Genomic DNA, 12,460 nt, shown 5'->3' with positions numbered 1-12,460 from the left:
CGCGCGGCCAGCAGGATGGCCTGGCCCAGGCCGGCCTGCGAGGCGATCATCTCGCCGACCACCGAGACGATGAGCGAGACCGTCATCGACAGCCGCATGCCCGAGAGGATGTCGGGCATCGCGTTGGGCAGGCCGATCTTGGCGATGAATTGAAGGCGGTCCAGCTGCAGCGCCTGCGACACCTCGCGCAGCCGCACGTGCACCTGCGCCAGGCCGTGCAGGGTGGCCAGCAGCACCGGCCACATGGAGCCGAAGGCCACCACCGCCAGCACCATGCCGCCCGAGAGGCCGAACAGCGCGATGGCCAGCGGCATCACCGCCGAGGCCGGCAGCGGACGGATGAATTCGAGCGTGGGCGCGATCCACTCGCGCGCCGCGCGCGAGCTGCCGATCAGCGCGCCCAGCGCGATGCCCAGCGCGCTGGCGAGCACCCAGCCGAGCAGCATGCGTTGGAGCGTGGCCCAGGTGTAGGCCAGCAGGTCGCCGCCGGCCAGGCCCTGCACCAGGCTGCCCAGCGTGGCGGCCGGCGAAGGCAGGAAGGCGCGGTTGACCCAGCCGCTCTGGCTGGCCAGCCACCACAGGGCCACGAAGCCGCCGAGCACGGCGATGGAACCCGCTGCGCTGCCGAGGGCGTTGATCCCTTTGTAGGTTTGAAGGCTCATGCGGCCGTCTCCCCCATGCGGCGCGCGACCCGCTGCTGCAGCGCGAGCGCGCCGGCGTTGACGGCGTAGCCCACCACGCCGATCCAGGCCAGCCAGCCCAGCATGAGCGCCGGGTCCAGGCTCTGCTGCGCGATCATCATGGCGTAGCCCATGCCGTGCGGGTTGGCCGCGATCTCCACCGTGACGGCGACCACCAGCGCAATGGCCACGCCCAGGCGCAGCGCCACAAACAGGCGCGGCACGATGGCCGGGCCGACGATCCAGGCGAAGCGCTGCAGCGGCGAGAGCTGCAGTGCACGCGCCACCTCCAGCAAACGCGGCTCCACCTGCAACACAGCGGCCTGCGTGAGCACCAGCATGGGCCACAGGCAGGCGAAGGCCACCACGCTCACTTCCATGCGCAGGCCGAAGCCGAACACCAGCATGGCCAGCGGGATCAGCGCCACCGAGGGAATGGGCCGCGCCACCTCGACGCTCAGGTAGCCCAGGCGCGCCGCGCGGCGCGACAGCCCCAGCAGCGTGCCCAGCAGCAGCCCGCCGAGCGCGCCGATCAGCAGGCCCAGCGCAGCGCTGCCCAGCGTGAACGCGGTAGCGCTCCAGAGCGAGCCGTCGGTGGCCGCGCCCGCCAGCGCCTTGAGTGCGGCGGTGGGCGGCGCAATCGCGTCGCTGCCCTGACCGACGGTGCGCGTCCACAGCTCCAGCGCGCCGATCAGCACGGCGGGGAAGGCCCAGGATTTCAGAGAGATGTTCATCAAAGCATGCCGGCGAGAAGTGACTCAGACCAAGAACACCGAGGAACCGGCTTCGCCGGGCCTCTGGTGTTGCCCCCCTGAGGGGGGTAGCGCCGCAGGCGCTGCGGGGGGCATTCAATGTCCCAAGTAGCTGTACAGCTCGCGCCGCAGCCGCAGGAACTCCGGGTGCTCCTTGGTCGTGATCTGGTTGCGCGGCTGCGGCAGCGGCACATCGATCACGGCGGCCAGGCTGGGCAGCTCGGGCGTGGGGTTGCTGCGCAGCGCGATCACGCGGTCGCCCAGGTACAGCGCCTCTTCCAGGTCGTGGGTGACGAACATGACCGTCAGGCCCTCTTCGCGCACCAGCCGCGCCAGCTCGTCCTGCAGCGTCTCGCGCGTCATCGCGTCGAGCGCGCCGAAGGGCTCGTCCATCAGCATCACGTCGGGCTGCTGCGCCAGGCAGCGCGCGATCTGCACGCGCTGCTGCATGCCGCCCGAGAGCTGCGCCGGGTACTTGCCCGCGTGGGCACCGAGGCCCACGGTGTCGAGCACCTTCGCGATGCGCGCTGGCCGCTCGGCCTCGGGCACCTTCGCCGCTTCCAGCGCCAGGCTCACGTTGGCCGCCACGCTGCGCCAGGGCAGCAGGGCGCGCCCGTAGTCCTGGAACACGAACGCCACCTCGCGGCTCGGGCCGGTGATGGGCTGGCCCTGCCGCAACACGGCACCGCGGCTCGGCGCCACGAAGCCGGCGGCGGCGCGCAGCAACGTGGTCTTGCCGCAGCCCGAGGGCCCGATCACGCAGACGAACTCGCCGCGGCGCACGCTCAGCTCGGTGGGCGAGAGCACCTCGCGCCCGCCGAAGTGGATCGCGACGCGGTCGAAATGCAGGACGGTTTCAGACACCGGGGCGCTCACTTCACGATCAGCCGGGCCACGGCGGGCTCGGTCTTGAGCATCTCCTGCTCCTTCATCAGGCCGACCCAGTAGTTGAGCTGCTTCTCGGTCACGATGGGCGAGGGCGGCGAGATCTGCACCTTGGCCAGCACCTCGGGCGGCAGCTTGATGTACTTGCCGACGGCCGCGCGCACGGCCTCGTTGTTCCTGGGTTGCAGCATGAAGGCCGCACCCTCCTGCACGCCCTCGCGGAAGGCCTTGACCGCGCCGGGGTTCTTCTCGGCCCACTCGCGCCGCGCGGTGTGGATGATGGTCGGCTGGTTCTCGGGCAGGAAGGTCGAGTAGTAGCTCGCCACGTAGCCCGCGCCGCTGTCGGTGATGCGGCTCATGAACGGGTCGGCGCTGACCACGGCATCGACCGAGCCGCCGCGCAGCAGGTCGCCGTGCTGCGGGAACGAGGCCTCGACGAAGTTCACCGTCTTGAAGTCCACGCCCTGCGTCTTGAGCCAGCCACGGAAGGTCACGTGCAGGAAGGCGCCCAGGCCGGGCACGCCGATCTTCTTGCCCACGCAGTCCTTGGCGGTGCGGATGCCGCTGCCGGCCTTGGCCACCAGGCCGAAGCCGGTGATGGTCTTGGAGGTGGCGCCGCCACCGGCCACGACCACGTGGTCCAGCCCGCCGTCGACCGACTGCAGGAACACGCTGGGCGTGGGGCCGCCGATCTGCAGCGAGTCGGCCTGCACGGCGGCCGGGATGGTGGAGTTGATGGGGATGAATTTCAGCTCCACCTCCAGCCCGCGCTTCTTGAAGAAACCCTGCTCGGCGGCGACGAACACCGAGGCGAAGTCGGTCACCGCGGTGAAGCCGAACACCACCTTGGGCAGGGTCTGGCCGAACGCGGGCAGGCTCGCGGCGGCGGGGAGGGCGGCCAGGGCGGCCAGGGCGGTGCGTCGTTTCATGCGGGTCTCCTACGGGATGGGGTGGTGGTTTTTCTGGAGGCTGGGACGGGGGGAACGGGCAGGGCGGCGCGCAGGCCGCCGACGATGAAATGCACGAGCCGGGCGGCGGCGGCGGGGTCGCCCGCTTCGCACTGGCCCTGCGAGAGCCGGGTCACGCGGTCGTCCACCAGGTGGTGCAGCAGCGCGCCCAGCGCGAACTGGTAACCCCAGGCCACGTCGGCCAGGCTGGCGTGTGGAAAGACGGCCTGCAGGGCCACGATGAAGCGGTGGGCCAAGGGGTCGAAGAACTGGCGCAGCACGCGGTCGGCCTCCTGGCTGCCATAGGCCAGCTCGCGGCCGACCAGCTGCGCGTAGTGGTGGCCCTCTTCGCTGTGGCGCAGCCGGATCACCGGGTTCACGAAGGCCTCGATGATGCGGGTCAGGGTGTCGGGGGCGGCGGGGTCGCCCGAGGCGGCGTCCAGCGCGGTCAGGCGCTCTTCGATGGTCTGGTTCCAGTGCGCGAAGATGGCGTGGAACAGCTCGTGTTTGGGGCCGTAGTAGTAGCCCACCAATGCCAGCGGCACGCCCGCCTCCTCGGCGATCTGGCGGATCGTCACGCCGTGGTAGCCGCGCTGCGCGAACAGCTTCTCCGCCGCCAGCAGGATGGCGTGCTGGCGGTCGGGTTTGGTGGCGCTGCGCGAGGGCGCGGGCCTGGAACGGGTGGGGGCGGGGCCGGTGACCATGGCCGGTATTGAACGGTTGTACAAAAAACTTGAACATCCGTACAAACCCTTGTGCGGCGCTGGCCGGCCCCGAACCAGAATGGCGCATCCGAGGAAGCCGCCCGCATGAACCCCACCGCGCCCCACGTCCCCCAGATCCGCCTGTACCAGGAATGGCTGGCCCTTCACAAAGGCCTGCGCTTCGACAGCTACGACGCGCTCTGGCGCTGGTCCACCACCGAGCTCGACGCCTTCTGGCAGAGCATCTGGGACTATTTCGACCTGCGCTCGCCCACGCCGCACACGGCGGTGCTGGAACGCAATGTGATGCCCGGCGCCCAGTGGTTCCCGGGGGCGAAGTTCAACTACGCGCAGCAGGTGTTTCGCCACGTGAAGCCGGCGCACGACGCGGGCTTCAGCGCCATCGTCGGACGCAACGAGAAGGGCCGCCACGTCGAGCTCTCGTGGCCCGAGCTGTGGCGCCAGGTCGCCTCGCTCGCGCTGCACCTGCAGGCCCAGGGCGTCCAGCCCGGCGACCGTGTGGCCGCCTACCTGCCCAACGTGCCCGAGACCATGGTCGCCTTCCTCGCGGTGGTGAGCATCGGCGGCGTGTGGAGCGTGTGCGCGCCCGACATGGGCACGAACGCCGTGCTCGACCGCTTCCGGCAGATTCAGCCCGTGGTGCTGATCGCCTGCGACGGCGTGACCCACGGAGGCAAGGACTTCGACCGCCTGGGGGTGGTGGCCGAGCTGCGCGCGGCACTGCCCACGGTGCGCCACGTGATCCTGCACACCAACCTCGCACAAGACCCGGCCGAAGTGGACCGCGCGCTGGAGACGGCCCAGCCCTGTGCCGCGTTCGGCACCGCGACCGCGCGCGACGACGCGGTGGTGCGGGCCTTCGAGCCGCTGTGGCTGCCCTTCGACCACCCGCTGTGGATCGTCTACAGCAGCGGCACCACCGGCCTGCCCAAACCCATCGTGCACGGCCACGGCGGCACGGTGATCGTGGCGCTGGCGCTCAAGATCCTGCACAACGACGTGGGCTGCAGCTACGCGCCCAACAGCTGGGGCGAGCGCTACCACTGGTACAGCTCCACCGGCTGGGTGATGTGGAACGCGCAGACCAGCGGCCTGCTCAACGGCACCACCTGCGTGATCTACGACGGCAACCCGGGCGGCTCGAAAGAGAACCCCGACTGGACCGTGCTCTGGCGTTTCGCGGCCGAGCAGCGCGTCACCTTCTTCGGCGCGGGCGCGGCGTTTTTTGCGAACTGTCTGAAGGCGGGTGTGGACCTCTCGACCTGCGGCGACCTGTCGGCCGTGCGCGCGCTGGGCACAACCGGATCGCCGCTGTCCGAAGAGGCGCAGAACTGGGGCACGGCGCAGTTTCGGCGATTGCAAGCCCTTGCCGGAGAGAAAGACGATTCGCCGCCGGGCCGCCCCAAGGCGAATCAGCCCCTTTGGGGGGCAGCGACCCGCGCAGCGGCGGAGCGTGGGGGCGACAACGACCCCGCCGCCGGGCCGCCCCAAGGCGAGGTCAGCCCCCTCGGGGGGCAGCGACCCGCGCGAGCGGCGGAGCGTGGGGGTGATATCTGGTGGTGCAACATCTCCGGCGGAACGGATTTCGCCGGGGCCTTCATCGGCGGCAACCGCGAGCTGCCTCAGACGCCGGGGCGCATGCAGTGCCGCTTGCTGGGTTGCGCGGTCGAGTCGTGGAACGAGCAGGGCGAGCCGGTGATCGACGCCGTCGGCGAGCTCGTCTGCGCGCAACCCATCCCGTCCATGCCGCTGTACTTCGTGGGCGACACCGACAACCAGCGCCTGCTCGGCAGCTACTTCGACACCTACCCGCCGGGCCACGGCCGCAAGCCCGGTGGCGGTAGGCCGTTGCCCCCACTCTCCCCTGATTCGCATGGGTCGTTGCCCCCCGAGGGGGCTGTCCCGGTCTTGGGGCGGCCCGGCGACCGGGACCTTGACGCGAGTGCCGGCGCCGTCTGGCGCCACGGCGACTGGCTGCGCATCCACCCCGACGGCTCGTGCGTGATCTACGGCCGCTCCGACGCCACCATCAACCGCCACGGCCTGCGCATGGGCACCAGCGAGCTCTACAGCGCGGTCGAGGCCCTGCCCGAGGTGCTGGACTCGATGGTGGTCGACCTCGAATACCTGGGGCGCGAGAGCTACATGCCGTTGTTCGTCGTGCTGCGCCCGGGGCAGACGCTCGACGACGCGATGACCGCGAAGATCAACGGCGCGATCCGCACCGCGCTCTCTCCGCGTTTCCTGCCCAACGCCATTTTTCAGGTCGCCGAGATCCCGCGCACGCTCTCGGGCAAGAAACAGGAGCTGCCGATCAAGAAGCTCCTGCTCGGCCAGCCGCTGGAGAAGGTGATCAACCGGGAAGCGATGGCCAACCCGGGCTGCCTCGACTGGTACGTGGCATTCGCGCGCCAGCGGGCCGATGCCACGCACGCCTGAACGCCCCGGTTCGAAGGGCCGTTCCGGTCCTGCACATCTTGAAACGGTTTGATGCTGGTCAAAGCGCCCGCTTTGCAGAACACTTGCGGGTGATCGCGCTGTCGTTCGCCCTGTCCGGCGCGCAGCCGTCGATCAGATCGGAGGACCCAGATGAACCGTGGACCTTCTCTTGTGCAGTCTGAAGGCTTGGTAGAGCCTCTGGACATCGACCTGGACACCCTGGACCATGCGTTGATGGAGCTGCTGACGAGCGACTGGCAGACCCTCGACGACGGCGAGCCGCTGGACGCGGCTGAGGTGACCCAATGGGGCAGCCCGCCCGCCTGAGACGCCCTGGTGGGCGGGGCCGAACCGCCCCGCGCGAGACGGGGTGACGCAGCGGTGGGCTTTCAGGGATGGATGGACACCAGCCGCAAGGTGGAAGCGCCGCCCGCAAAGCCGACGTAACCGTCGATCGACTGGACGTAGAAGGTGTAGGCGGTCTTGTCGAGCCAGGGCGTGGACGAGGTGTTGAGGCCGTTGTCGCCCGGAAAGAGCGTGGCGTCCAGGGCCGGAAAGTACCTGCCGTGGTCCGCGTGGACGCGCTGGGCAAGGTGGACCACGCGGGGCTGGAGAAGCTCAAGCCCTGAGGCGGCAAAGGGTCGTGCGCGGGGGCGGCGGGCGCCGGTCGGGGCAGGCGCGTAGCATGCGCGCTCCCCCTCCTCAGGAACCCCATGTCCATCACCCTCTCCTCCGCCAGCCTGCCCGTCTTCCAGACCGCCCTGTCCAACCTGCTGCACTGCCTGAACAAGGCCGAGGCCAACGCCGCCGCGCGCAAGTTCGACCCGAACGTGTTGTTTGCCGCCCGCCTGGCGCCCGACATGCTGCCGTTCGCCTCGCAGATCCGCATCGCCTGCGACGCGGCCAAGAACGGCACCGCACGGCTCGCGGGCATCGAGGCGCCGAAGTTCGAGGACAACGAAACCACCTTCGCCGAACTCCAGGCCCGCATCCGCAAGACGCTGGACTGGCTGGCCACCGTGCCCGCCTCGGCCATCGACGGCCGCGAAGACGCCGACATCACCTTCCCGGTCGGCCGCGACAAGACCCGCACCATGACCGGTGAGGCCTACCTCAAGCACTACGCCCTGCCCAACATGTTCTTCCACGTCGTCACGGCCTACGCCCTGCTGCGCCACAACGGCGTGGACGTGGGCAAGACCGATTACCTCGCGGGTGACCAGACCGTCGCCTGACGCGTGGGCGTCCCGGGTGTGACTGAAATCACGCCCCACCCGGGATTCATCGGGTTCACGCGCCGGGCGTCTGTGGCTAAGGTGGGGTGTTCGACACACCGACACCCCCACGGAGACCCCCATGAGCACTCGCCGTCCCGCTGCCCTGAGCCGCCGCCAGGTTCTCACCACCGCCGCCGCGCTCGCCGCACCGGCCATCCTGCCGGCCCACCTGTTCGCGCAGGACAAATTCCCCTCGCGCCCCATCAAGCTCATCGCACCCTGGCCCACCGGCGGCAGCAGCGACGCCGTGATGCGCGCCTTCGCCGAGAGCGCGGGCAAGGCCCTGGGCACCGCGGTCATCATCGAAAACAAACCCGGCGCCGGTGGGACGCTCGGGGCCTCCGCGATGGTCACGGCCGCGCCCGACGGCTACACGCTCACGCAGCTGCCGCTGGGCATCTACCGCCTGCCGCACATGCAGACCATGGGCTTCGACCCGGTCAAGGACATCACCCACATCGCCTGCCTCACCGGCTACACCTTCGGCATCGCCTGCACCGCCGACGCGCCGTTCAAGACGCTCAAGGACATGGTGGCCTACGCCAAGGCCAACCCCGGCAAGCTCGAGTACGGCCACACCGGCACCGGCACCACGCCGCACCTGGCCATTGAAGAGTTCAGCGAGAAGGCCGGCATCCAGCTCAACCCGATCCCGTTCAAGGGCTCGGCCGAAATCATGCAGGCCATCCTGGGCGGCCACATCCGCGTCATGAGCGGCACCACCGAATTTGCGCCGCACGTGCAAAGCGGCAAGCTGCGCCTGCTGGCCACGCTCGGCCGCCAGCGCAACAAGGCCTTCCCCGACGTGCCCACGGTCAAGGAAAGCGGCTGGGACACCATCACCGAATCGCCCTTCGGCATCGGCGGCCCCAAGGGCATGGACCCGGCGGTCGTCAAGACGCTGCACGACGCCTTCAAGAAGACCCTGGAAGACCCTGCCGTGCTCGCCACGCTCGACAAGTTCTTCCAGCCCGTGATCTACATGAACAGCGCCGACTACACGGCGTACGGCGAGCGCACCTTCAAGGCCGAGAAGGCGACGATCGAGCGGCTGGGGTTGGCGAAGAAGGGGTGAAGTGGTTTCTAGCGTTCACCTGTGGTTCACCCCTTCCGGCTCACCAACACAATCCCCGCCGCCACCCCCATCAGCGCCAGCACCAGCTGCGTGGTCAGCGGCTCGCCCAGCAGCACAACCCCAAACACCAGCGCGAACACGGGCGTGAGGAAGGTGAAGGTGGACATCTGCGTGGCGGGGTAGTGGCGCAGCATCCACATCCAGGTCAGGTAGCTGGCGAAGGCGCCCACGGCGGTCTGCAGGAAGACCGAGCCCCAGGCCATCGCTGAATAGTTGAAGCCCCAGCTTTCGCCCAGCGCGAGCGAGAGCAGCGGCGTGACGGCGGCGGTCACGCCGAGTTGGTAGAACAGCGACTTCTCGGCCGGGGCGGTGGCGATCTTGGTGGTGCGGATCGCCAGCGTGGTCAGGCCCCACAACATGCCGGCGGCCAGACCCATGGTGTCGCCGATCCACTGGCCCGGGGCTGAGCCGTGCAGGAAGGCTTCGCTGAAGGCCACCGCCACGGCGGCGAAGGCCAGACACAGGCCGATCCACTGGATGCGGCGCAGCTGTTCGCTCTTCACAAACCGCGGCAGCAGCAGCGCGACCCAGAACGGGCTGGTGTAGAGGAATACCGTGAGCCGCGAGGCGCTGGTGTGCGTGAGGCCGAGGTAGATGAAGACGAACTCGCCCGCGAACAGCAGGCCCACGAGCAGGCCGCCTTTGAGCGTGCCGTCGCGCTGGAACAGCGGCACGCCACGGTACTGGCACCACAGCCAGAGCAGGGCGGTGGCGCCCCACATGCGGATGGACGCCTGCCACAGCGGCGGGATTTCGCGCGAGGCGAACTTGATCAGGATCTGCTGGTAGCCCCAGAAGGCGCAGCACACCACGAGCAGGGTGATGGCGAGGGTGTCGAGGTGGTTTTTGCGTTGGACGGGGGTCATCGTGTCGAGGGTATCGCGGGGTCGGGGCGCGGGCTGTCGCGCCCGGGGTCACTGGCCGGAGGCCAGCTTTTGCAGGTGCCGTTTGAAGGCTTCGGCTTCGCTCGCCGACCAGCGCGCGAGCAGGGTGGTTTCCTGCTGGCGCGCCTGCGCGATCAGGGCGCTGGCCGCGGCTTGCCCGGTGGGCGTGGCGGTCACGAGCGTGCGCCGCTGGTCCGCCGGGTCGGCGTGCAGCGCCACCAGGCCCTCTTCGGCCATGCGCTGCACCAGCTTGGTCACGGTGGGCTGCTTGGCGAGCACGTCGTGGGCGAGCTGGCCGATGGCGACACCGGGCGTTTCCCCGTGTGACAGCGCCGCGTCGTGCAGCACGGCGAGCACGCGCCAGGCGATGTGGGTCAGGCCCTGCGCCGTGATCGCGTTTTCGAAGTCGCGGTACACGGCGTGGTTGGCCTGGCCGAGCAGGTAGCCCAGGTAGCTGCCGACGAAGCGGCCGTCGGTGGGCTGCGGCGCAGTGGGGTCGCCCTGTGAACCCTGCAAGGGGTGCTCGGTGTAGAAGCGCCCGCCGTGGTAGAGCAGGGGCGCGGCGCTGGCGCGGCGCGTGCAGCGCTCGACCTCGCCGACGAAGATCACGTGGTCGCCCTCGATGTACTGGCTGCGGTTGAAGCATTCGAAGGTGGCGACGCAGCCGGTGAGCAGCGGCGCGCCGCTGACGCCCGCCACGAAATCAACGCCCTGCCAGCGGTCCACGTCGCGCGCGGCGAAGCGCTCGGCCAGCGCCTGCTGGTCGGTCGCGAGCACGTTGATCGCGTAGTGCTGGCCGTTGGAAAAGGCCGCCATCGAGCCGGCCGCACGCCCCAGGCTCCAGAGCACCAGCGGCGGGTCGAGCGAGACCGAGTTGAACGAGCTGGCGGTCAGCCCCGCGAGTTCACCGGACGCGGTGCGCGCGGTCACGATGGTCACGCCCGTGGCGAACATGCCCAGCGCCGCGCGGAAGTCACGCGGCGAAAAATCGGGGGGTAGCGCTTTGCGGGCTGGGGACATGGCTGCAATTTATATGAAAATTCATGAATAATGGCATTTGCGCTGCCATTTCCCTGCCGGCAGAGACCCAAAACAGGAGACAACCCATGTTGCAGGAGCGGATTGAACCCGCGTGGCTCGACGCCTTTGAGACGGTCCTCAGGCGTTGCGCCCTGGAAAGCGGCGACACGGTGGCCATTCTCTGCGAAAGCCAGAGCCGGCCGGTGCTGGTCGACCTGGCGCGCCTCGCGGCGGCACGTCTCGGTGCCCCGGCCTTCGTGCTGACCCTGCCCTCGGTGTTCGGCCAGGCGGGCGAACCGGTGACGCGCTCCACCGGGGCATCACCCGCCATTCAACAACAGGCCCCGGTGATCGCGGCCCTGCAGGCCAGCACCTTGGTGATCGATTGCACGGTCGAAGGCCTGATGCACGCGCCCGAGCTGCCCGCCATCCTGCAGGGCAACGGCACGACGCAGCCGCGCATCGTCTACGTCAGCAACGAACACCCCGAGGCGCTGGCGCGGCTGCTGCCCGACGACGCGACCGAGGCGCGGGTGAAGGCGCACGTGAAGCGCCTGCGCGGCGCGAAGGCCATGCGCGTCACCTCGGCCGCCGGCACCGACCTCTCCATCTCGCTGCAGGGTGCGGCGGTCGGCGGCAACTGGGGCAGCACCACGCGCCCCGGCACGCTGACGCACTGGCCCGGCGGCCTGGTGCTGGGGTTCCCGGCGGCGGGCAGCGTGAACGGCACGCTGGTGCTGGCCGAGGGCGACGTGAACCTGACCTTCAAACGCTATGTCGAACGGCCGATCACGCTGACGATTGAAAACGACCACGTGACCCGCATCGACGGCACGGGGGTCGATGCCGAGCTGCTGCGTTCCTACTTCGCGGCCTGGGGCGAGAAAGAGGCTTACGCCGTGAGCCACGTTGGCTACGGCCTCAACGACGCCGCCCGCTGGGACAGCATGGCGCTCTACGACAAGCGCGACTTCAACGGCACCGAGCTGCGCGCCTTCGCCGGCAATTTCCTCTACAGCACCGGCGCCAACGAAACCGCGGGTCGCTACACGCGCGGCCACTTCGACTGGCCCATGCGCGGCTGCACCGTGACGCTGGATGGCGCGGTCGTGGTCGATGCCGGAAAGGTTGTGTCTTGAACAGCATCCCTACTTTCACGACGCTGGGCACCGGCGAGACGGTGCTGATGCTGCACGGCATTGGTGGTGGGCACCTGGCCTTCGCGCCGCAGGTCGAGACCCTGGGCGAGGTCGGTTACCGGGCGGTCGCTTGGGACATGCCCGGCTACGGCCACAGCGCCCCCATCGAGCCCTACACGTTCAAGGGCCTGGCGCAAAGCTGCATCGACCTCATTGACGCGCTGCAGTGCGAAAGCGTGGTGCTGGTCGGCCACAGCATGGGCGGCATGGTCGCGCAGGAGGTGATCGCGCGCCGGCCTGACCGTGTCAGCAAGCTGGTGCTCTGCGGCACCTCGGCGGCCTTCGGCAAACGCACCGACGGCCGCAACGCCGAGGTCTGGGCCCGGCAGTTCATCGCCCAGCGCACCGCGCCGCTGGACGCCGGCCAGAGCATGGCCGACATGGCCGCCAAGCTGGTGCCGCAGATGGTCGGCCCGGGCTCGCTGCCGGAGGGCGTGCGGCTGGCCGAGCAGTGCATGGCGCGCGTGCCGGCCGCCACCTACCGCCGAGCGCTCGACTGCCTCGTCACCTTCGACCG

General features: G+C 69.6%; 13 protein-coding genes and 1 pseudogene. 6 read left to right on the top strand and 8 right to left on the bottom strand.

Annotation, left to right across the window (positions count from 1 at the left end; translation table 11 throughout):
• The 5 genes from IV088_RS20530 to IV088_RS20510 all read right to left on the bottom strand — a co-directional run.
• Nucleotides 1-662 (bottom strand): ABC transporter permease (locus IV088_RS20530; RefSeq protein WP_291105774.1); only part of this gene is annotated, 662 nt, incomplete at its 3' end.
• A complete protein-coding gene (locus IV088_RS20525; protein WP_291105772.1) occupies nt 659-1,414 on the bottom strand; it encodes an ABC transporter permease in 756 nt (251 codons plus the stop codon). The genes IV088_RS20530 and IV088_RS20525, both read right to left, overlap by 4 nt.
• A gap of 114 nt (nt 1,415-1,528) precedes the next feature.
• Nucleotides 1,529-2,296, bottom strand: a complete 768-nt coding sequence (locus IV088_RS20520; RefSeq protein ID WP_291105771.1) for an ABC transporter ATP-binding protein — start codon at nt 2,294-2,296, stop codon at nt 1,529-1,531.
• 8 nt (nt 2,297-2,304) lie between these two features.
• Complete coding sequence (locus IV088_RS20515) at nt 2,305-3,246, bottom strand: ABC transporter substrate-binding protein (protein WP_291105769.1); 942 nt, start codon at nt 3,244-3,246, stop codon at nt 2,305-2,307.
• Complete coding sequence (locus IV088_RS20510) at nt 3,243-3,968, bottom strand: TetR/AcrR family transcriptional regulator (RefSeq protein ID WP_291105768.1); 726 nt, start codon at nt 3,966-3,968, stop codon at nt 3,243-3,245. The genes IV088_RS20515 and IV088_RS20510 overlap by 4 nt, the downstream gene beginning before the upstream one ends.
• Before the next feature lie 105 nt (nt 3,969-4,073).
• Here IV088_RS20510 and IV088_RS20505 point away from each other — a divergent pair, with 105 nt between their 5' ends.
• Both IV088_RS20505 and IV088_RS20500 read left to right on the top strand, forming a co-directional pair.
• Entirely contained in the window at nt 4,074-6,428 is a 2,355-nt protein-coding gene (locus tag IV088_RS20505; protein WP_291105766.1) for an acetoacetate--CoA ligase, read from the top strand.
• 186 nt (nt 6,429-6,614) lie between these two features.
• Nucleotides 6,615-6,755 carry a hypothetical protein gene (locus IV088_RS20500; RefSeq protein ID WP_291105765.1) on the top strand — a complete coding sequence of 47 codons (141 nt, stop codon included), beginning with the start codon at nt 6,615-6,617 and terminating at the stop codon, nt 6,753-6,755.
• Between the two features lie 62 nt (nt 6,756-6,817).
• On the opposite strand, the gene IV088_RS20495 is transcribed toward IV088_RS20500, so the two are convergent.
• Nucleotides 6,818-7,030 (bottom strand): hypothetical protein, encoded by a 213-nt coding sequence (locus IV088_RS20495; RefSeq protein WP_291105764.1) that lies wholly within the window; start codon nt 7,028-7,030, stop codon nt 6,818-6,820.
• 111 nt (nt 7,031-7,141) lie between these two features.
• Here IV088_RS20495 and IV088_RS20490 point away from each other — a divergent pair, with 111 nt between their 5' ends.
• A complete protein-coding gene (locus IV088_RS20490; RefSeq protein WP_291105763.1) occupies nt 7,142-7,663 on the top strand; it encodes a DUF1993 domain-containing protein in 522 nt (173 codons plus the stop codon).
• Between the two features lie 121 nt (nt 7,664-7,784).
• Nucleotides 7,785-8,780 carry a tripartite tricarboxylate transporter substrate binding protein gene (locus IV088_RS20485; RefSeq protein WP_291105762.1) on the top strand — a complete coding sequence of 332 codons (996 nt, stop codon included), beginning with the start codon at nt 7,785-7,787 and terminating at the stop codon, nt 8,778-8,780.
• Nucleotides 8,781-8,806: 26 nt separating this feature from the next.
• On the opposite strand, the gene IV088_RS20480 is transcribed toward IV088_RS20485, so the two are convergent.
• Complete coding sequence (locus IV088_RS20480; protein ID WP_291105761.1) at nt 8,807-9,706, bottom strand: DMT family transporter; 900 nt, start codon at nt 9,704-9,706, stop codon at nt 8,807-8,809.
• 531 nt (nt 9,707-10,237) lie between these two features.
• A pseudogene (locus tag IV088_RS20470) lies at nt 10,238-10,744 on the bottom strand (flavin reductase family protein); the annotation flags it as partial.
• Nucleotides 10,745-10,830: 86 nt separating this feature from the next.
• Between IV088_RS20470 and IV088_RS20465 the strand changes: the two are divergent.
• On the top strand, nt 10,831-11,883 hold the full coding sequence (locus tag IV088_RS20465; RefSeq protein ID WP_291105759.1) for a peptidase M29: 1,053 nt from the start codon (nt 10,831-10,833) through the stop codon (nt 11,881-11,883).
• On the top strand, nt 11,880-12,460 hold a 581-nt coding region (locus IV088_RS20460), incomplete at its 3' end, for an alpha/beta hydrolase (protein WP_291105757.1). The genes IV088_RS20465 and IV088_RS20460, both read left to right, overlap by 4 nt.

It is taken from the genome of Hydrogenophaga sp., from assembly GCF_018780075.1.
Classification (GTDB): domain Bacteria; phylum Pseudomonadota; class Gammaproteobacteria; order Burkholderiales; family Burkholderiaceae_C; genus Hydrogenophaga.
This window is presented reverse-complemented; position numbering and strand designations above follow the sequence as displayed.